Below are 19,268 nucleotides of genomic sequence, written 5' to 3'. Positions count from 1 at the left end.
CATCCCCGCGGTGCACCTGATTCTGGTCATCGCCGCGCTGTACAGCCTGCTGCCGCTGGTGTGGCTCGTCACGTCGGCCACCAAGTCGCTCGGCGACTTCTCCACCACCGGAGCGTTCTCGTTCGGCGAGTGGAACCTGTGGACCAACGTCAAAACGTTGTTCACGCAGGAGAACGGGATCTTCTGGCGCTGGCTGCTCAACTCCGTGCTGTACGCGGGCGGCGGAGCCGTGCTCGGTGCGCTGATCTGCGCCGCCTGCGGGTATGCCATCGCCAAGACGAGCTTTCCCGGCAGGCGGGTGCTGTTCGCTCTGACGCTGACCGGCGTGCTCGTCCCCACCACCGTGCTCGCGCTGCCGATGTACCTGCTCGCGTCGGAGCTGCGGATCGTGGACACGTTCTGGGCGGTCTTCATCCCGTTGCTCACCAACCCGTTCGGCGTCTACCTCGCCAGGGTGTACGCCGACGCGTCGGTGCCGGACGAGGTGCTCGAAGCCGCGAGGGTCGACGGGGCCGGCCAGCTGCGCACGTTCTTCACCGTGGCACTGCCGATGATGCGCCCCGGTGTGGTGACCGTGTTGTTGTTCCAGTTCATCGGGATCTGGAACAACTTCTTCCTGCCGCTGGTCCTGCTCACCGACCCGAAGCTCTTCCCGGTCAGCCTGGGGCTGTTCCAGTGGAGCACCCGGCAGACCCAGTTCCCGCAGTACACACCTCTGGTGATCACCGGGTCGCTGCTCGCGGTGCTGCCGCTGGTGGTGGCGTTCCTGGTGCTCAACCGGCAGTGGCGCAAGGGTCTGGCCGCGGGGAGTGTCAAGTGAGCGCGCACCGGCCGGAGGTCCTGCTCGCCATGAGCCCGGACGTCGCCGATCTGCAGTTCGGCCCGCGCGAGCTGGACAGGCTGCGCGGGCTGGCGAAGCTCGGCACTCCCCTGGTGGCGAACGACTTCTCGTCGCCCGCCGTTCGCAGGCGCCTCGCCTCCGTGGAGGTGCTGATCACCTCGTGGGGTTGTCCGCCGATCGACGCCGAAGTGCTGGCCGCGGCACCTGAACTGCGCGCCGCACTGCACGCGGCGGGCAGCGTGCGGTCGCACGTCGGTGACGAGGTGTTCGACCGCGGCGTCCTCGTCACGACGGCCGCGCACGTCAACGCCGAACCGGTCGCGCAGTACACCGTGGCGGCGATCCTGTGGGCGTTCAAGAAGGTGCCGTTCCTGGCCGCCGACGCACGCCGGTTCCGCGAGGACTGGTCCTACCGCGAACGGCGCGGCGAGCTGTCCGGGCTCGGCCGGACGATCGTGCTGGTCGGGTTCTCGCGGGTCGGCAGGCGGGTGGTGGAGCTCCTGCGGCGGATGCAGGCAGGCCGGTTGCTCGTGGTCGATCCGGTCGTCGACCCCGTGCTGGTGCGGGAGGCCGGAGCCGAGGTCGTGACGCTCGCCGAAGCACTCCCCCAGGCCGATGTGCTGAGCCTGCACGCACCCGCGCTGCCGGAGACCCACCACCTGATCGGCGCGGCGCAGCTGGCCGCGCTCCCCGCGCACGCCACGCTCGTCAACACCGCTCGAGGGTCCCTTGTGGACACCGCGGCGCTGGAGGAGGCGTGCGCGCACGGACGTTTGCACGCCGTGCTGGACGTGACCGATCCCGAACCGCTGCCGGCCTGGTCGCGGCTGTACGACCTGCCCAACGTCGTGATCACCCCGCACGTCGCGGGGTCGCTGGGCTCGGAGACCAGGCTCATGGCCGCGGCCGCGCTCGACGAGCTGGAGCGATACGGGTCGGGGCGGCCGCCTCTCGAACCGGTCACCCGGCACGGGCTGACGGTGCAGGCATGACGACGATGCCACCCGAGAACCGGCTCCTCTCCCCGCACACGGGCTGGACCCGCGTCCACTGGGAGTCGGTGTCCGACCGCCTGCTCACCGCCGTCAACAGGTACTGGTCCCCGCGGTGCGCGCGGATCGACCTGCCCGGCGAGCCGAGCCGGTACGGCCCCGCCTCCGACGGGCTGGAAGGGTTCGCGCGGACGTTCCTGCTCGCCGGGTTCCGGGTCGCGGGCGGTGGTGATCCCGCACTGCTGGAGCGGTACGCCCAGGGCCTGGCCGCGGGCACCGACCCGCACTCACCGGAAGCCTGGCCGCGGCCGGACCAGTTGGGCCAGGCCAAGGTCGAGGCGGCGTCGATCGCGCTGGTGCTGCAACTGACCAAGCCGTGGCTGTGGGACCACCTCGACGACAGCGTGCGGGAACGCGTCGTCGCCTGGCTCGGCACCGTGGTCGGTCAGCCGTACCCGCCGATCAACTGGGTGTGGTTCCGCATCGTCGTGGAGTCGTTCCTGCGTGAGGCCGGCGGCCCCTGGTCCGCCGGGGACGTCGAGCACGACCTCGCTCTGCACGCGTCGTTCCGGCGCGAGGGCGGATGGCTCAGCGACGGCGAGGAACGCGCGTTCGACCACTACACCGGCTGGGCGCTGCACCTGTACCCGTTGCTGTGGACGCACCTGTTCGACGTCCCGGAATCCTTGTGCTCGCAGCAGACGCGCCGAACCTGGTCGGACGACCTGGCCCGGTACCTGCGGGACGCGGTCGCGTTGCTCGGCGCCGACGGGTCGCCGTTGATGCAGGGTCGCAGCCTCACCTACCGGTTCGCCGCCGCGGCGCCGTTCTGGGTCGCCGCGATGACGGGTGTGCCGGGGCCGGAACCCGGACTGCTGCGGCGCGCGGCGTCCGGTGTGCTGCGGCACTTCGCCGACAACGGCGCACTGGAACCGGACGGCCTGCTGCGCCTGGGCTGGCACGGTGGCTGGCCCGCGATCCGCCAGGCGTACTCCGGGCCGGGATCGCCGTACTGGGCCGCCAAGGGGATGCTGGGGCTGGCCCTGCCCGCCGACCATCCCGTGTGGACGGACACCGAGCGCCCGTTGCCGGTGGAGACGGCGGACTTCACCCGTGTCGTCGCCGCACCGGGCTGGCTGGTGTCGGGGCGCCTGGCCGACGGCATCGTCACCACGGTCAACCACGGCACGGATCACGCGCTGCCCGGCGACCAGCGTTCGGACTCCCCCTTGTACGCGAAACTGGGCTATTCCACGGCGACGATGCCGTGCTCCACGGACAACTCGGTGGTGCTGGTCGACCGCGACGGCGCCACCAGCCACCGCGCGGGTTTCCGGACGCTGTTCGCCGAGGAACTGCCCGGTGGTGTCGTGGCCGGTGCGTCGCAGGGGCCGGTGCGCTGGGTCGGCACCGCCGCGGACGACTCACCCGACCACGGTTCCGGCCGTGGCGGCGAGATCGTCGAGGGACCGCCGATGGTGGTGGCCTCTGTCGTGCGCGGCGGTGTGGAGATCCGGATCGTGCGCGTGGACGGGGAGACGGACGCCCGGCTGCGGCTGTCCGGGTGGCCCGTCGCCGCCGACACCCAGCCCGGGGTGGAGACCGCGCCGAGGCCCGAGGTCGTCGTCACCGCTGCGCGCCTGCGTTCTTCGCTGTGCGCCCTGCGCGGCTTCGACAAGGCGGGCGTGGGCACCGAGACCGGCTCGTCCCCGCTGGGCAGGTACGTCGCGATCCCCTGGCTCGCCACCTCCGGCCCCGTGGCACGGGGCGACGTGCTCGTCGCGGCCGTGCGCCTGGACCGCGACTGCGGCGCCGCGGCCAACCCGCTGCTCACCCGCCACGGCGACGAGATCGTGCTGCGGTGGAGCGATGGACTGGACACGAGGATCACCCTGCCAAGTCCCTAGGAGAAACCATGGTCACCCGCAGGACAGTGTTGTCCGGCACAGCCGCCGCCATCGCGGCGACGGCGCTGGGAGTGGATGCCAGTGCCGACCAGACCATCACGATCGACCCCGGCACGAACTACGGCACGTGGGAAGGCTGGGGCACATCACTCGCGTGGTGGGCCAACGTGTTCGGCGATCGCGACGACTTCGCGGACCTGTGGTTCACCACGAAGTCCGTCACCTACAACGGAACGACGCTGCCAGGACTGGGCATGAACATCGCCCGCTACAACCTCGGCGCGTGCAGCTGGAACTCCGTGGACGGCACGACCATGGCCGCCTCGCCGAACATCCCGCGCTTCAAGCAGATCGAGACCTTCTGGCAGGACTGGCGCACCACCGATCCCGGCTCGTGGCAGTGGGGCGCGGACGCGAAGCAACGCGCCGCACTGGTCAAGGCAGTGGCACGCGGCGCGATCACGGAACTCTTCGCCAACTCACCGGCATGGTGGATGTGCGTCAACCACAACCCGTCCGGCGCTGCCAACGCGAACAGCAACAACCTGCAGTCGTGGAACTATCGCACCCACGCCTCCTACCTGGCCGAGGTCACCCGGCAGTTCCGTGACCGCTGGGGTGTCGCGTTCCGCACGGTGGACCCGTTCAACGAGCCCGCGTCGGACTACTGGTCCGCCACCGGGAAGCAGGAAGGCTGCCACTTCGATCCGTCCCTGCAACGGACCGTGCTGCAGTACCTGCGCGAGGAACTGAACAACCGCGGCCTGTCCGGCACGCGCATCTCCGCGTCCGACGAGACCAGCTACGACGCCGCGCGCAGCACGTGGAACTCCTTCGACGCCAACACGAAGTCCGTCGTCAACCAGATCAACGTGCATGGCTACCAGGGCTCCGGCGGACGTCGCGACCTGCTGTACACCGACGCGAAGGCGGCGGGCAAGGTGCTCTGGAACTCCGAGTACGGCGACAAGGAAGGCACCGGGCTCTCGATGGCGAGCAACCTGTGCCTGGACTGGCGCTGGCTGCACCCGACGGCGTACTGCTACTGGCAGGTGATGGACCCGACCCCGGCGTGGGCGTTGATCGCCTACAACCAGGACACGCTGCAGCCGGGCGCCGTCCAGAACAAGCTCTACGTGCTGGCGCAGTTCACCCGGCACATCCGGCCGGGCATGCGGATCATCTCCGCGTCCACCGGAAACGCCGCAGTGGCCTACGATCCGGCCGCCCGCCGCTTGGTGCTCGTCGGGGTCAACACCGCGACGTCGGCGCAGACGATCACCTTCGACCTGACCCGGTTCGGCACCCTGCCCACCGGCCTGCTGACCCGGTGGTCCACCTCGACGACCAGCGGAACCGACAGGTACACCCAGCGCACCGACGTCCAGCTGGACGGCAAGCTGCTGCGGGTGCCGTTCGCGGCGGGGCAGGTGCAGACCTTCCAGCTCGACGGCGTGTCGATCTGACCTGCAGGCAGCTCCTCGCACCGCACCAGCACAGCGGGTCGTCGAACAGCCGCGTCACTGTTCGACGACCCGTTCAACACAGGTCCTTTGTGGACCTGGTCGCTACGCGTAGGGGTTGCGCCCGGAGAGCCCGCCCACCTTGCACGGGCCGTTCGACGCGTCACGGCAGACGACGACGCCCATGTAGGTGATCGAGTCGCCGCTGATCGACCACGTCAGGTTGTTGTAGGACGAGTAGTCCTCCTTGTCACAACCGGAGTAGTCGTACCGGCGCGTCGGCGTCGTGTCCGGGTGCAGCGACCCGTTGTAGAACAGGAAGTAGGCGTAGACCGGCTTGGCGTCACAGCCCCAGTCCGACACGAGCAGGTCGATGTTGCCCACCGAACTGCGCCCGGTCCAGTCGAACGTCGCCCCGGCGTACCCGTAGTCCTGCCCCGAGTAGATGAACTCCTGCGCGGCGGCACTGGCAGAGGGCGCGTTCACGACGACTGCCGAGAGCGCGACCACGGCGGCGGCCGCGGCCCGGCCGGCGATCTTGCTGAAGGTTCTCGAAACCATGACGGCAGTTAACAGCGCTCACCCGTGTGCGCTGAAGCTATTGCTCCTCAAAGCAAAGCCTCACCAGCGCCGGGCGATCCGGTCAGACGGCCTTGCCGGGCGGCACGGAGCAGAACACCCGCGGGGTCCCCCAGGCGTTGGCGGCGTCGCGGCCGGCCCGCACGTCCAGCAACGTCAGCCGGTCGACGTCCGAGATGTCGATCTCGACGTGCTGGGGAGCGTCGTCGATGCTCGCCTGCCGGGTGACGGCGTCCGTCTCGTCCGCCCTGATCAGGAACTGGCCGATCCCCTCCGTCTGGACCGAGGCCGCGTCCTTGCCGATCCACACCGACAGCCGGGTGCACCTGCCCGCGGTGGACCAGGTGCGGAAGTTGGCCGGCTGAGCCGCCGACGAGCCGGCCGAACCCCGGATGCCGCGGGCGAACGGCTCCTTGCCCACCCCGATGCTGATCGACGCCAGGGTCTCGTGCCCGGCACCGGACTCGACCGTCTGGTAGGTGGTGAGGTCGTACCAGTCCTCGACGGGCGGCGGAGGCGCGGCCGGTGACGTGGTGAGGACGGTGGCCACCGGCTCTTCGCCGCTCAACACTCCGCTGACGAGCAGGGATGTCCCGACGACCAGCACGATGACCACGGCGGCCGTGACCGCGATCCATCGCCTGGGTTTGTGACCTGCGCCACCGTCTTGCCTAGTCATGCCCGGCATTGTCTGGGACGGACACCTCTTTGTTACAGGGGCAGCTCCTTTTGAGACAAAAAGAAACTCCATTCAGCGCAGTACCTGGAACACCGGCGGCTCCTCGGCGGCCAGGTCGTCCGGCAGCCGCAGCCCCTGCCGCCGCGGCACCAGTTCCGACTGGAGCACGATCGCCGCGGCGCCGATCGCCGGCGCCGACGCGGCCGACGGTGACAACCGCACGGAGATCGGGTGGACGTCGCGGGCGATGAACGCGCTGTCGAGCTCGGCGCGCAGCACGGGCAGGTAGATCGAGCCCGCGATGGCGAAGCTCGGGCCGGTGAGCACCAGCACCTCCAGGTCCAGCACGTTCGCGAGCGTGCGGGCGGCGGCCGCGACGTAGCGGGCGGACCGTTCCAGCAACGCCACCGCGCGGGTGTTGCCCTGCCGGGCCGCCCTGCTGATCGCCGCGAAGTCCGCCGCGACCGGCGTGGCCGCGCGGGTCCTGCCGCCGACCAGTCCCGCCGCACGGGTGAGCGCCCGGTCCGCCCGTGCCTGCTCGACGACGGCGGCGGGACCGGCCAGCACCTCCAGGCATCCCCTCGCACCGCACCAGCACCGCGGGCCGTCGACGTCGAGGCAGGCGTGGCCGATCTCGCCGGTGTGCCCGCTGGGGCCGCGGTAGGTCGTGCCGCCCAGCACGATCCCCGCGCCGATCCCGGTGCCCATGAACAGCGCGGCGAACGTCGACGTCGCGCCGACGCCGCCGGACCAGTGCTCGCCTATCGCCGCCGCGGTCGCGTCGTGGTCGAGCACCACGGGCAGTCCCGTCGCACGTTCCAGCGCACGGCCGAACTCGTGGTGCTCCGCCGGACGGGCCGCGACGAGTCCCAGTCCCAGGATCCGATCGCGTTCGACGCCGACGCTGTCGATCAGCGCGTCGGCCTCGCGGGCCACCCTGGCGACCACGGCCGCCGGTTCGTCGGCGCCGGCACCGGCGCGCGAGATCCTGGCGACGACCGCCCCGCCGAGGTTGGTCAGCACGTAGGTGATCCGCGCGCCGTCGAGGTGCACGCCGACGGCGTAGCGCGCGAAGTGGTTGAGCTGCAGCATGACCCGGCGCTTGCCGCCGGTCGACTCGGCGTGCCCGGTCTCGGCGACCAGGCCCTCGTCGATCAGCCCGCGCACGACCGTGGAGATCGTTCCGCCGGTCAGGCCGGTGGCGTTGACCAGGCCGACCCTGCTGATCATGCCCGCCGCCCTGACCAGGTCCAGCACCGCCGCCCTGGTGCTCGCGTGGGTCACCCGCGCCGGTCCGCTCACCGCACTCCTCCGTCGAACGACGAACTTGGCACATCGACAAGCCCGGGATCAGTAAAGCATCCCGAGCCGTTGACTTTCTTTGTTTAGTAACTGAAGAATCCTCGCCGCGAACCACCCAGCCCACGGGAGGATCAACGATGTTCCTGCACAAGAGGCTCTGCTTACTCGGTCTGGCCGCGGTCGTCGCCGCCACCGCCGCCTGCTCCGGATCCGGCGGAGCGAGCCGGTCCCGCGACACCCTCGTCGTCTACACCGGCCAGGCCGGCGACTACCAGCTGAACTTCAACCCGTACGCCCCCACCCTGATCGAGGGGCCCGGCACGATCTACGAGCCGCTGTTCTTCTTCAACATCGCGAAGGACCAGCCGCCGAAACCCCTGCTCGGCACCGAGTTCCAGTGGAACGCGGACGGCACCGAACTCTCCGTCACGCTCAGAGACGACGTGACCTGGTCCGACGGCGAGAAGTTCACCGCGGAGGACGTCAAGTTCACGCTCGACATGGTCGCGAAGACCCCCGCTGTCAACAAGACGGGCTTCAAGGGCACGTCGACCGCGGTCGACGACACGCACGTGGTCGTCAAGTTCCCCGAACCGTCCTACATGGACGGACCCCAGGTGCTCGGCCAGCTGTGGATCATGCCGGAGCACATCTGGAAGAACTACCCCACGCCCGCGACCGAGGTGAACCAGAACCCGGTCGGCACAGGCCCGTTCCAGCTCGGCGAGTTCAAGGCGCAGTCGTTCACCCTCAAGGCGAACCCGAAGTACTGGGGCGGTGAGCCCGCGCTGAAGCAGATCCGCTACCTGTCCCTGTCGGGCAACCAGGCGGGCGTGGACGCCCTCAAGGCCGGGTCGATCGACTGGCAGACCGGTCCGGTCCCGGACATCAAGGACGTCGAGAAGAACTACCCCGGCTACAAGGTCGTCACGCTGCCGCTCAACCAGGTCGCGTTGTTCACCTGCTCCAACGCGCAGCTCGGCTGCCAGGGCGCGCAGACCGATCCCGCCGTGCGCCAGGCGATCTACCACGGCATGAACCGCACGCAGATCAACTCGCTGGCGTTCCAGAACACCGCCGCCGCGATGTCGCCCGGCTACACCCTCCAGCCGCGCGACGAGTCGCTGATCTCCAGCAAGCTCACCGACCGCATGGCGCCGATGAACGCCGACACCGCCAAGTCCGACCAGATCCTCACCGCCGCCGGTTATGCCAAGGGCCCCGACGGCATCTACGCCAAGGACGGCAAACCGCTGGCGCTGACCGTGAAGGTGGTCGCCGGCTGGACCGACTACATCACCGCGCTGGAGACCCTGAGCCAGCAGCTGCTCAAGATCGGCATCAAGATCACGCCGCAACAGCTGTCGTGGAACGAGTGGGCGGACGCGCGCGGACGCGGCCAGTTCGAGCTGCTGATCGACTCGGTGGAGCAGGGGCCGGCGCCGGACCCGTACTACACCTACAGCTACTTCTTCTCGACCGCGACGACCGCGCCGGTCGGCGAGGCGGCCAACCCGAACTTCGCCCGGTTCAGCAACCCGGTGGTGGACGCCGCGCTGGCCGAGCTCAAGAAGACCGACCGGAAGGACCCCTCCCGGCAGCAGCACTACGACGCCATCCAGGTCGAGCTCGAGAAGTCCATGCCGTACATCCCGGTGCTGACCGGCGGCGTCCCGAACGAGTACAACGACAAGGCCTTCACCGGCTGGCCCACCAAGGACGACCTGTACGCGTTCCCCGCCGTGTGGAAGCGGCCGGACGCCTCGCAGGTGTACGCGAAGCTCAAGCCCGCCGGGTCCTGACGATGGGCTACCACCTGCGCAAGGTCGCCTTCTACCTGGCGGCGCTGTGGGCGGCGGTGACGTTGAACTTCGTCATCCCGCGGCTGCTGCCGGGCAACCCGGTGGACATCCTGATGGCCAAGCTCCAGCAGCGCGGCGGGTCCGTCGACCCCGCCGCGCGCCAGGCCTACGAGACGCTGCTCGGCACCGGCGGGCGCGAGTCGTTCGCGCAGGAGTACCTGGCGTACCTGGGCAGCCTGCTGCGCGGCGATCTCGGGGTGTCGGTCAGCGCGTTCCCGGCGAAGGTCTCCGACGTGATCGGCGCCTCGCTGCCGTGGACCGTCGTGCTGGTCGGGCTCGCGACGCTGATCTCGTTCGTGCTGGGCATCGGGCTCGGCGCGCTCGTCGGCTGGAAGCGCGGCACCTGGCTCGACTCGCTGGTGCCCGCGACCACGATGCTGGCCGCGGTGCCGTACTTCTGGCTGGCGCTGATCCTGGTCGCGCTGCTCTCGTCAGGGCTCGGCTGGTTCCCGCTCAACGGCGGCTACGACGTGGTCCTGGATCCCGGCTGGAGTCCCGAGTTCCTCGGTTCGGCGCTCTACCACGGCATCCTGCCCGCGCTGACGATCGTCGTGTCGTCGGTCGGCGGCTGGCTGCTCGGCATGCGCAACATGATGGTCTCGGCCATGTCGGAGGACTACGTGCTGACCGCGCGGGCCAAGGGCCTGACCGGCAGCCGGGTGATGGTCCGGTACGCGGCCCGCAACGCCGTGCTGCCCTCCGTCGCCGGGTTCGCGATCTCGCTCGGGTTCGTGGTGTCCGGGTCGATCATCACCGAGCAGGTGTTCTCCTACCCCGGCATCGGGTCGAAGCTGCTGCAGGCCGTGCAGAACAACGACTACGCGCTCATGCAGGGGATCTTCCTGGTCATCACGGTCGCGGTGCTCGGCGCGAACCTGGTCGTCGACCTGCTGTACGGGCTGATCGACGCCCGCACGAGGGATCGGAGCACGGTGTCATGACCTGGTCAGGGAAACTCGGCGCCGGGCTCGGCCTGGCCGGCCTGATCGTCCTCTTCGGACTGCTCGGTCCGCTGCTCACCGGCGATCCCGCCACGATCAGGGACATCGGGCTCACCTCGCCCGGCGGTGACCACCTGCTCGGCACCACGATCATCGGCCAGGACGTCCTCGCCCAGCTCACGCACGCCACTCGCGGCTCGCTGTGGATCGGCGTGCTCGTCGGGGTCATGGCGACCGTCCTGTCCGGGATCTTCGGCATCGTCGGCGCGTACGCGGGTGGCGTCGTGGACGAGGCTTTCTCGTTGTTCTCCAACGTGATGCTGGTGATTCCTGGCCTGCCGCTGGTCATCGTCATCGCCGGGTTCGTGCCCGCAGACCAGCGCGGCACGTGGACGATCTCACTCGTGCTCGCGATCACCGGATGGGCAGCGGCGGCGCGGGTGCTGCGCGCGCAAACGTTGTCGTTGCGCAACCGCGACTACGTGGCCGCGGCACGGGTCTCCGGCGAGAAGACCTGGCGGGTGATCTGCGTGGAGATCCTGCCGAACCTGCTGCCGATCCTGGCCTCCCAGTTCGTGTTCGCCGTGGTCCTGGCGATCCTGAGCGAGGCGGGCCTGTCGTTCCTCGGGCTCGGCGCTGCCGACTCCTCGACGCTCGGCACGATGCTCTACTACGCGCAGAACGGGTTCGCGCTGCAACGGGAAGCGTGGTGGTGGTTCGTCCCGCCGGGGTTGATCATCGCGTTGTTCGGCGGCGCGCTGTCGCTCATCAACTTCAGCATCGACGAGATCATCAACCCCGCGTTGCGCGAACGGCCCCGGCGCAGGCGCGATGTCGTCGCCACCACACCCGCGGGGGCCCCCGCGGATCAGGACGCCGTGCTGACGGTCACGAACCTCAACGTCGTGTACCAGGGCGCCACACCCGTGCACGCGGTCAAGGACGTGTCGCTGACGTTGCGGCGGGGCGAGATCCTCGGCCTGGCCGGCGAGTCCGGCTGCGGCAAGACCACGCTCGCCTACGCGATCAACCGCCTGCACCGGCCACCGGCGGAGGTCACCTCCGGCTCTGTCGACTTCGGTGGCGTCGACGTGCTGGCGCTGGGCCCGGAGGAGCTCCGCGAGTTCCGCTGGGTGAAGCTGTCCATGGTCTTCCAGGGCGCCATGAACTCCCTGAACCCGGTCACCCCGATCCGCGCACAACTGCAGGACGTCCTGCGCACACACCGTCCTTCGATGTCCACTTCGGACCGGGAGGCCCGGTGCGCGGAGGTGCTCCGGCTCGTCGGCGTCGACCCGGCCAGGCTCGGCTCGTATCCGCACGAGCTGTCCGGCGGTATGCGGCAGCGCGTCATGATCGCCATGGCGCTGCTGCTCGAACCGCAGGTCATGATCATGGACGAACCCACCACCGCGCTCGACGTGCTGGTGCAGCGCGAGATCCTGAACGAGATCAAGCGCTTGCGCGACGAGCTGGGGTTCGCGGTCGTGTTCATCACGCACGACCTGCCGTTGCTGCTGGAGCTGAGCGACCGGATCGCAGTGATGCGCGACGGTGAGGTCGTCGAGTACGCGGCGGCCGAGGAGATGTACCTGCGGCCACAGCACCCGTACACCCGTCAGCTGCTGGCGTCGTTCCCCAGTCTGACCGGCGAGAGAGGAGCCCTGATCCGATGACCACGCTCGAAGTCCGCGACCTCGCCAAGACGTTCCACCGGCACCGCGCGGTCGACGGTGTCTCGTTCACGCTCACCGCCGGCCGGACCGTCGCGCTGGTCGGCGAGTCCGGGTCGGGGAAGTCGACGATCGCGAGGATGATCGCCCGGCTGGTCCGGCCCACCTCCGGTGAGATCACGCTGACCGGGCCGGACGGTGAACCGGTGCCGTCACGCCGGTACCGCGATCACGTGCAGATGATCTTCCAGGACCCGTTCGCGTCGCTCAACCCGTTCCACACCGTCGAACACCACCTCGCCCGGCCCCTGCTGCTGCACGGCCGCTCCCGGGCGGAGGTGCCCCACCTGCTGGAGCGGGTGAGCCTCAGCCCGGACCTCGCGCGCCGCCGTCCGCACGAACTGTCCGGCGGGCAACGGCAGCGCGTGGCCATCGCCCGCGCGCTCGCACCGGGCGCCACGGTGATCGTCGCGGACGAGCCGGTGTCCATGCTGGACGTCTCGATCCGGCTCGGCGTGCTCAAACTGCTCGACCGGCTGCAACGCGAGGAGGACCTCGCGGTCCTCTACATCACGCACGACCTGGCCACCGCCCGGCACTTCTCCGACGAGGTGCTGGTGATGCACCGGGGCCGCATCGTCGAACGCGGGCCGGGCGACGACGTGCTGCTGCGTCCCCAGGACCCGTACACCCGGCAGCTGGCCGCCGCCGCGCCCGACCCCGAAACCCGTTTCCTCCAGGGAGGTCCGTCTTGATCCGGCAGTACCTGCACGACGGCTGGCAGCTGACCGCGACCACGAACGAAGTTCCGGACAACATCCGGGACAGGACGGTGCCCGCGACCGTGCCCGGCAGCACCCATCTCGACCTGCTCGCGTCCGGGCTGATCACCGACCCGTTCCTCGATCGCGCCGAGGAGGAGCTGGCCTGGACGCACCGTGCGGACTGGCGGTACAGCACCAAGTTCCTCGCCGCCGCCGTCACGTCCGGGCAGCAGGCCGACCTCGTCTTCGACGGGCTGGACACCATCGCCGCCGTCGAACTCAACGGCCACCTGCTCGGCCACACCGCGAACATGCACCGAAGCCACCGCTTCGACGTCCGGCCGTTCCTCGTGGACGGCGCCAACGACCTCACCGTGGCGTTCTCCTCCGCGCTGACCCACGCCGAGAAGGTCGAGGCCGCGCTGGGCCGGCGCGAGCACGTCAACGCGCACCCGTTCAACATGATCCGCAAGATGGCCTGCAGCTTCGGCTGGGACTGGGGACCGGACCTGCAGACCGCGGGGATCTGGCGGCCGGTACGGCTGGAGCGCTGGCACACCGCGCGCCTGGCCCGGGTCCGTCCGATCGTGACGGTGGCACCGGACGGGACCGGCCAGGTCGAGCTGCACGTCGACGTCGAGTGGACGCGGGACGCCGCCGAGAACCTGACGCTGCTGATCACCGTGGGCGCGCACAAGCGCACCGTCGTCGTCCCTGCCGGTCAGACGACCGTGGTCGCCCGCGTGGACGTGCCCGGCGCCGAACCCTGGTGGCCTGCCGGGTACGGCGGGCAACCGCTCTACAACCTCGACGTCGTGCTGCGCGGCGGATCCGAGCAGCTCGACAGCACGGCGAAGCGGATCGGGTTCCGCACGATCACCGTCGACACGACCCCGGACGAGCACGGCACGCCGTTCACGATCGTCGTGAACGACAAGCCCGTCTTCGTCAAGGGCGCCAACTGGATTCCGGACGACCACTTCCTCACCCGGATCACCCGCGACCGGCTGGCACGGCGGGTCGACCAGGCCGTGGCCGCACACGTCAACCTGCTGCGAGTCTGGGGCGGCGGGATCTACGAGTCCGACGACTTCTACGACGTCTGCGACGAACGCGGAATCCTGGTGTGGCAGGACTTCCCGCTCGCGTGCGCCGCGTACCCGGAAGAGGAACCGGTGCGCGGCGAACTGGAGGCCGAGGCCCGCGAGAACGTCGTGCGCCTGATGTCCCACGCCTCGCTGGCGCTGTGGAACGGCGGCAACGAGAACCTGTGGGGATTCGCCGACTGGGGCTGGCCGGAGCAACTGGACGGCCGGACGTGGGGCCTGGGCTACTACGACGACCTGCTGCCTGGGATCGTGGCCGAGCTCGACCCGACCCGGTTCTACTGCCCCAGCAGCCCGTACAGCCCGGTCGACGGCGTGCATCCGAACGACGAGGACCACGGCACGCGCCACGACTGGCACGTCTGGAACCAGGCACCCTACGAGCGCTACCGCGACCACGTGCCGCGGTTCTGCTCGGAGTTCGGGTTCCAGGGCCCGCCTGCGTGGTCCACGCTCACCCGGTGGATCCACGACCAGCCGCTGACCCCGGACTCGCCGAGCTTCCTGACGCACCAGAAAGCCGAGGACGGCAACGGAAAGCTCGCGCGCGGCCTGGCGGCGCACCTGCCGGTGCCATCGGCCTTCGAGGACTGGCACTGGGCGACGCAGCTCAACCAGGCGCGGGCGGTCAGCTTCGGCATCGAGCACTTCCGCTCGTGGTGGCCGCGCACGGCCGGTGCGATCATCTGGCAGCTCAACGACTGCTGGCCGGTCACGTCCTGGGCGGCGATCGACAGCGAGGAACGGGTGAAGCCGCTGTGGTTCGGGCTGCGGCACGCGTACGCGCCCCGGCTCCTCACCTTCCAGCCGCGCGGCGACCGGCTGGTGCTCATCGCCGTCAACGACCACGACGAGACGTGGGACGCGCACCTCACCCTGGAGCGCCAGACGTTCCGGGGTGTCACCCTGCACCTGACTAGACTGCGCCGGACGGTGCCGCCCCGCTCGATCCTCGAACTGGATCTGGACGAGGCGTTGCCGCGGCCGGTGAACGACGACGCGGAGGTGATGGTGGCGACCACCGCCGAAGCCCGCGCGATCCTGCCGTTCCTGGAGGACGTCGAACTGGCGTACGACCCGCGTCCCCTCTCCGCCCAGGCGCAGGCCGTGCCCGGCGGTTACGAGGTCGAGGTGCGCGCCGGTTCGTTCGCGCGGGACGTCACGATCCTGGCCGACCGGGTCGCGCCGGACGCCGTCGCCGACGACTCGCTCGTGCCGATGCTGGCAGGAGAGGTGCGCGTGTTCCACATCCGCACGGACGCTTTCGTCGATCCCGCGGCCTTCACCGATCCGCTGGTCCTGCGCTGCGCCAACGACCTCCGCACCAACGACCTCCGCGCGGTGCCCGATGCCCGCTGAACCGACCGGCGCGATCGGGCTGGTGCTCGCGCGGCCCGCGCGCCTGCTCGGCGTCGAGCCGTTCTTCATGGAGTTCATCGCGGGGATCGAGGAACGGCTCGCCGAGCGCGACCTGTCCGTTCTGCTGCACGTCGTCGCGGACCACGAGGCCGAGATCACCGCGTACCGCCGCTGGGCGGGCCGCGGTCTGGTCGACGCCGTCGTGGTGGTGAACCCGGTGGCGGACGATCCTCGCCCCGCCGTGCTCGCCGAGATCGCGCTGCCCGCGGTCGTCGTCGGCGACGACCCGGTGCTGCCCTCGGTCCGCACCGACCACACCGGCCCGGTCGCCGAGGCGCTCGGGCACCTGCTCTCGCTGGGGCACCGGCGGATCGCCAGGGTCACCGGCCCGTCGGCCTTGCAGCACACGCGGGCCCGCACCGACGCGCTGCTGGCCGGATGCGCGCAGGCCGGTGTCGACCCGGTGATCGTCGAGGGCGACTACTCGGAGGAGGCGGGAGCCAAGCTCACCGCCTCGCTCCTGAGTGGACCGGAGCCGCCCACCGCGATCCTCTACGACAACGACGTGATGGCGGTCGCCGGACTCGCCGCGGCCGCCGAACTCGGTGTCGCGGTGCCGGATCGGCTCAGCCTGGTGGCGTGGGACGACTCGACGCTGTGCCGGCTCGCCTCCCCCGCGCTCACGACGATGAGCGTCGACGTCCACCAGTTCGGCGTGTCGGTGGCGGAGTCGGTGCTGGAACTGATCGACGGCGGCCCGGTCACACCGCGCTGGTCGCCGACCGCCCGCTACCTGCCACGCGGCACGACAGCCCCCGCATCCACTTAGGACTGTCACGCCAGGGCTCGGGACGCCGGCGGCTGCGAGAAGAGGTCTCGACCCGTCGGCCCGCCCGGCCGCGAACCTTGGCATGATGGCCGGGTGGCCACCGACGCGGATGCCCGTTCGATCGTTCTCCGCCGCTACTGGCAGCACGTCATCGAGTTCGCCCTGCTGGCCGTCGCCGCCGTCCTGAGCGTGTTCCTCGGCGTCCTGCTGTCGGTGCCGCTCATCAACCTCGGCGTGACGCCGAAGGTGTTCTGGGTGCTGCCGTGGGCGATGGTGGTGGCGGTGTCGTTGCTCGGGGTGCTGTGGATCGAGATCTGGTACCCGTACCGGCACGGCGGTTCGACTCCGGCGATGCGCTGGCTGGGGCTGCGGATCACCACGCTGCGCGGCGATGAGCCGTCGTTGCGGGACTACTTCGTGCGGTGGCTGCTGATGGCCGTGGACGGCCTGCTGATGGGCCTGGTCGGCGCGGTGCTGATCGCGGTGACACCCCGCAACCAGAGGCTCGGGGACATCGTCGCCGGCACGGTGGTGGTACGGCGCCCCTCCCCGGCGGACCCCGTCACCTGAGCAGGCCGCTGCGCCACGCCCAGATCGCGATCTCGGTGCGGTTGCGCGCGCCGAGCTTGCCCTGGACGTTGGTCAGGTGCGACTTCACCGTCGACAACGAGACGTGCAGCCGGTCGGCGATCTCGGAGTTGGTCCAGCCGCGTGCCACCGCCAGCACGACGTCGAGCTCGCGGCCGGTCAACGGCTCGCCGGGCCGCTCGGGACCGACGCCGCCGGTGAAGTGCGCGAGCAGCCGCACCGTCACGGCGGGCGAGACCAGCGCTTCGCCTCGTACCGCGGCGTGCACCGCCTCCACCAGCAACCGCGGCCGGGCGTCCTTGAGCAGGAACCCGCAGGCCCCGGCGAGCAACGCGGCGTAGACGTTCTCGTCGACGTCGTAAGTGGTGACGACCAGCACCCGCAGCGGGTCCTCGACGCCCGGTCCGGCCAGCAGCCTGGTCGCCCGCAACCCGTCCAGCTTCGGCATGCGGATGTCCATCAGCGTCACGTCGGGACGCAGCTGCCGCGCCAGCCTCACCGCCGCCTCACCGTCGGCGGCCTCGCTGATCACCTCGATGCCGGGCTCGGCGTCGAGGACCAGCCGGAAGCCGGTGCGCACGAGCGTCTGGTCGTCGGCGATCAGCACGCGGATCGTCATCAGATCCCCCTCGGCACGGTGTCGAACGGATCGTCGTCCGGTCCCAGCGGCAGCCGTGCGGTGACCCGCCAGCCGTCGTGCCCGTGCGGACCCGCGGCGAGCTCGCCACCCAGCTCGGCCATCCGCTCGGTCATGCCGAGGACCCCATGTCCGCCTTGCGCCGCGACGCCGTCCGGCACACCGTCGTTGTCGATCTCCAGCACCAGGTCGCCGTCGTCGGATCGGGCCGTGACCCGCACGCCGGTGGCACGCGCGTGCCGGCGGGAGTTGGTCAGCGCCTCGAGCAGCACCCGGTGCAGAGCGACGGAAACCCTTGGCGGCAAAGGAAGTGCTTCGACGTCGTCACCCACGTGCACCGCCACCTCCTCCCCCGCCGCGACGCGCACGACGTCGCCCAGCACGAGACTCGGTGACGGCAGTGGCTCGTCGCTGCGCAGCACACCGACCAGTCCGCGCGTGGCGGTCAGGGCCTCGGCCGCCGCGTGCTCGATCTGGTCGTACACCTCGGCGGGGTCCTGGGCCGGTGCCGCCGGATTCGCGGCCAGCGCCTGGGCGGCACGGGTCCGCACCACGATGCCGGTGACGTGGTGCGCCACCAGGTCGTGGAGGTCCCGTGCGAGCTGCAGCCGGTCCTCGGTGCGGATGCGCTCCAGATCGCGGCGGTGCCGGGCGTCCGCGTCCCGCAGGATCAGGCCCAGCGCCACCGCCGCTCCCCACGCCAGCGCCGCGGCCACCGGGAACAGCGCCGCCGGATAGTCCAGGCCGTAGCGCACGATCGGAGCGAGCACCACGGTGACGCAGGCGGCGACGGCCAGCACCGCCGCCCGCGCAGAAGGGAGCCGGCGGCATCCGGCGGCGGCCAGCAACAGCACCGCCAGCACCTCCGTCAGCGGCGGCTGCGCGGGAACCTGCTCCACGAACCCCGCGGCCGCCGTGCCGAGCAGCGACAGTCCCATGACCGCGCCCGCCAGCAGCTCGATCCGGCGGGGGAACCTGCGGCGCAGGACCGCCAGGATCGCGGCCGCCGTGCCCGCGTACGGCACGACCATCGTGAGCAACGGTCCCAGCACGCCCCGCGGACCGTCCCCGCCGGACACCTGCACCGCGTCCACGACCGTCGCCACGAGCAGCACCGCGACCTCGGCCACGAACACGCTTCGCCGCGCCGGCTGTCCCCCTGCGGTCATACCGGCATTCTGGCCCCGGCACCGGCGGAGGATTTCGCTACCCCGCCCGCTTGACCGCGTCGACGTAGACGTTGGAGGCGGGCAGGTAGCTCGCCACCACCGCCAGTGCGGCCACCGCGGCGCCGCCGTACGCGGGAAGCGTCGCCGCTCCCTCCCCGATGAACAGCGACGCCACCTGGAAGACCGTGAACACGGTCAGCAGGATCCTGGCCCAGTTGCGTCCCGACCTGAGCTTGAACGCGAGCCACAGCTGCACCAGCGCGATCACCACCGCGATGCCCGCCACCAGCACCTGGGTGAACGTGGCAGCGCTCTGCAGCTGTTCTTCGGTCATCGCCGTCCCCGACGCCCTCAGCGCTTCGACGAGATCATCACGCGTGCCCACCAGGACACCCACCGACGTCACCGCGAAGACGCACGACACGAGGAATCCCACGAACGCGGCGATGATGGTGCCCGGCGGCGTGGTCCTGCCCGTTGCAGTAGTCATGATCACGACCGTAGGACGCGGCGAAAGTGGTTGCAGCACAACGGGTTGCCATCTAGTACTTTCGGACGAGAGCCCGGTTGCGGCGGT

General features: G+C 70.3%; 17 protein-coding genes. 11 read left to right on the top strand and 6 right to left on the bottom strand.

Going from position 1 to position 19,268, the window contains the following annotated elements; translation table 11 throughout:
- The first annotated feature begins 10 nt into the window (after positions 1 to 10).
- From OG205_RS03180 to OG205_RS03165, 4 genes are read left to right on the top strand one after another with little or no spacing between them, the layout of a single operon-like run.
- Positions 11 to 820 carry a carbohydrate ABC transporter permease gene (locus OG205_RS03180; protein ID WP_330278086.1) on the top strand — a complete coding sequence of 270 codons (810 nt, stop codon included), beginning with the start codon at positions 11 to 13 and terminating at the stop codon, positions 818 to 820.
- The gene (locus OG205_RS03175) at positions 817 to 1,833 is read left to right on the top strand and encodes a hydroxyacid dehydrogenase (RefSeq protein WP_330274713.1); all 1,017 of its coding nucleotides are present in this window, start codon (positions 817 to 819) and stop codon (positions 1,831 to 1,833) included. Before OG205_RS03180 ends, OG205_RS03175 begins: the two co-directional genes overlap by 4 nt.
- The gene (locus tag OG205_RS03170) at positions 1,830 to 3,740 is read left to right on the top strand and encodes a DUF2264 domain-containing protein (protein ID WP_330274712.1); all 1,911 of its coding nucleotides are present in this window, start codon (positions 1,830 to 1,832) and stop codon (positions 3,738 to 3,740) included. Before OG205_RS03175 ends, OG205_RS03170 begins: the two co-directional genes overlap by 4 nt.
- Before the next feature lie 8 nt (positions 3,741 to 3,748).
- Complete coding sequence (locus OG205_RS03165) at positions 3,749 to 5,206, top strand: glycoside hydrolase (protein ID WP_330274711.1); 1,458 nt, start codon at positions 3,749 to 3,751, stop codon at positions 5,204 to 5,206.
- A gap of 102 nt (positions 5,207 to 5,308) precedes the next feature.
- Here the strand turns inward: OG205_RS03165 and OG205_RS03160 are convergent, their stop codons facing one another.
- The 3 genes from OG205_RS03160 to OG205_RS03150 all read right to left on the bottom strand — a co-directional run bounded on the left by OG205_RS03160 (position 5,309) and on the right by OG205_RS03150 (position 7,763).
- On the bottom strand, positions 5,309 to 5,764 hold the full coding sequence (locus OG205_RS03160; RefSeq protein WP_330274710.1) for a hypothetical protein: 456 nt from the start codon (positions 5,762 to 5,764) through the stop codon (positions 5,309 to 5,311).
- Between the two features lie 82 nt (positions 5,765 to 5,846).
- On the bottom strand, positions 5,847 to 6,461 hold the full coding sequence (locus OG205_RS03155; RefSeq protein WP_330274709.1) for an NPCBM/NEW2 domain-containing protein: 615 nt from the start codon (positions 6,459 to 6,461) through the stop codon (positions 5,847 to 5,849).
- A gap of 72 nt (positions 6,462 to 6,533) precedes the next feature.
- The gene (locus OG205_RS03150) at positions 6,534 to 7,763 is read right to left on the bottom strand and encodes an ROK family protein (RefSeq protein WP_330274708.1); all 1,230 of its coding nucleotides are present in this window, start codon (positions 7,761 to 7,763) and stop codon (positions 6,534 to 6,536) included.
- Between the two features lie 137 nt (positions 7,764 to 7,900).
- Between OG205_RS03150 and OG205_RS03145 the strand changes: the two genes are divergently transcribed.
- The 7 genes from OG205_RS03145 to OG205_RS03115 all read left to right on the top strand — a co-directional run bounded on the left by OG205_RS03145 (position 7,901) and on the right by OG205_RS03115 (position 16,867).
- Positions 7,901 to 9,565, top strand: coding sequence for an ABC transporter substrate-binding protein (locus OG205_RS03145; RefSeq protein ID WP_330274707.1), 1,665 nt, complete (start codon positions 7,901 to 7,903; stop codon positions 9,563 to 9,565).
- Between the two features lie 2 nt (positions 9,566 to 9,567).
- Positions 9,568 to 10,566, top strand: a complete 999-nt coding sequence (locus OG205_RS03140; RefSeq protein WP_330274706.1) for an ABC transporter permease — start codon at positions 9,568 to 9,570, stop codon at positions 10,564 to 10,566.
- Positions 10,563 to 12,242: a dipeptide/oligopeptide/nickel ABC transporter permease/ATP-binding protein gene (locus OG205_RS03135; RefSeq protein ID WP_330274705.1), complete on the top strand. Its 1,680-nt coding sequence runs from the start codon at positions 10,563 to 10,565 to the stop codon at positions 12,240 to 12,242. Before OG205_RS03140 ends, OG205_RS03135 begins: the two co-directional genes overlap by 4 nt.
- The gene (locus tag OG205_RS03130) at positions 12,239 to 12,994 is read left to right on the top strand and encodes an ABC transporter ATP-binding protein (protein ID WP_330274704.1); all 756 of its coding nucleotides are present in this window, start codon (positions 12,239 to 12,241) and stop codon (positions 12,992 to 12,994) included. The genes OG205_RS03135 and OG205_RS03130 overlap by 4 nt, the downstream gene beginning before the upstream one ends.
- Positions 12,991 to 15,468, top strand: coding sequence for a glycoside hydrolase family 2 protein (locus OG205_RS03125; protein WP_330274703.1), 2,478 nt, complete (start codon positions 12,991 to 12,993; stop codon positions 15,466 to 15,468). Before OG205_RS03130 ends, OG205_RS03125 begins: the two co-directional genes overlap by 4 nt.
- A complete protein-coding gene (locus tag OG205_RS03120; protein WP_330274702.1) occupies positions 15,458 to 16,297 on the top strand; it encodes a LacI family DNA-binding transcriptional regulator in 840 nt (279 codons plus the stop codon). Before OG205_RS03125 ends, OG205_RS03120 begins: the two co-directional genes overlap by 11 nt.
- A 93-nt stretch (positions 16,298 to 16,390) precedes the next feature.
- Positions 16,391 to 16,867, top strand: a complete 477-nt coding sequence (locus tag OG205_RS03115; RefSeq protein ID WP_330274701.1) for an RDD family protein — start codon at positions 16,391 to 16,393, stop codon at positions 16,865 to 16,867.
- On the opposite strand, the gene OG205_RS03110 is transcribed toward OG205_RS03115, so the two are convergent.
- From OG205_RS03110 to OG205_RS03100, 3 genes are read right to left on the bottom strand one after another with little or no spacing between them, the layout of a single operon-like run.
- Entirely contained in the window at positions 16,860 to 17,504 is a 645-nt protein-coding gene (locus OG205_RS03110; protein ID WP_330274700.1) for a response regulator transcription factor, read from the bottom strand. The genes OG205_RS03115 and OG205_RS03110 overlap by 8 nt on opposite strands.
- The gene (locus OG205_RS03105; RefSeq protein WP_330274699.1) at positions 17,504 to 18,691 is read right to left on the bottom strand and encodes a sensor histidine kinase; all 1,188 of its coding nucleotides are present in this window, start codon (positions 18,689 to 18,691) and stop codon (positions 17,504 to 17,506) included. Before OG205_RS03105 ends, OG205_RS03110 begins: the two co-directional genes overlap by 1 nt.
- A 37-nt stretch (positions 18,692 to 18,728) precedes the next feature.
- The gene (locus OG205_RS03100) at positions 18,729 to 19,181 is read right to left on the bottom strand and encodes a hypothetical protein (protein ID WP_330274698.1); all 453 of its coding nucleotides are present in this window, start codon (positions 19,179 to 19,181) and stop codon (positions 18,729 to 18,731) included.
- Positions 19,182 to 19,268 lie beyond the last annotated feature (87 nt).

Origin of the sequence: Lentzea sp. NBC_00516 (assembly GCF_036346835.1) — a bacterium.
Lineage (GTDB): Bacteria > Actinomycetota > Actinomycetes > Mycobacteriales > Pseudonocardiaceae > Lentzea > Lentzea sokolovensis.
Note: the sequence above shows the minus strand (reverse complement) of the source record. Positions and strands in the feature narration are given on the sequence as shown.

Coding starts and splice junctions, on each gene's coding strand:
- OG205_RS03155 (WP_330274709.1), bottom strand. CDS start 6,461: ATGACTAGGCAAGACGGTGGCGCAGGTCACAAACCCAGGCGATGGATC.
- OG205_RS03165 (WP_330274711.1), top strand. CDS start 3,749: ATGGTCACCCGCAGGACAGTGTTGTCCGGCACAGCCGCCGCCATCGCG.
- OG205_RS03105 (WP_330274699.1), bottom strand. CDS start 18,691: ATGACCGCAGGGGGACAGCCGGCGCGGCGAAGCGTGTTCGTGGCCGAG.
- OG205_RS03120 (WP_330274702.1), top strand. CDS start 15,458: ATGCCCGCTGAACCGACCGGCGCGATCGGGCTGGTGCTCGCGCGGCCC.
- OG205_RS03130 (WP_330274704.1), top strand. CDS start 12,239: ATGACCACGCTCGAAGTCCGCGACCTCGCCAAGACGTTCCACCGGCAC.
- OG205_RS03145 (WP_330274707.1), top strand. CDS start 7,901: ATGTTCCTGCACAAGAGGCTCTGCTTACTCGGTCTGGCCGCGGTCGTC.
- OG205_RS03110 (WP_330274700.1), bottom strand. CDS start 17,504: ATGACGATCCGCGTGCTGATCGCCGACGACCAGACGCTCGTGCGCACC.
- OG205_RS03100 (WP_330274698.1), bottom strand. CDS start 19,181: ATGACTACTGCAACGGGCAGGACCACGCCGCCGGGCACCATCATCGCC.
- OG205_RS03135 (WP_330274705.1), top strand. CDS start 10,563: ATGACCTGGTCAGGGAAACTCGGCGCCGGGCTCGGCCTGGCCGGCCTG.
- OG205_RS03160 (WP_330274710.1), bottom strand. CDS start 5,764: ATGGTTTCGAGAACCTTCAGCAAGATCGCCGGCCGGGCCGCGGCCGCC.
- OG205_RS03170 (WP_330274712.1), top strand. CDS start 1,830: ATGACGACGATGCCACCCGAGAACCGGCTCCTCTCCCCGCACACGGGC.
- OG205_RS03140 (WP_330274706.1), top strand. CDS start 9,568: ATGGGCTACCACCTGCGCAAGGTCGCCTTCTACCTGGCGGCGCTGTGG.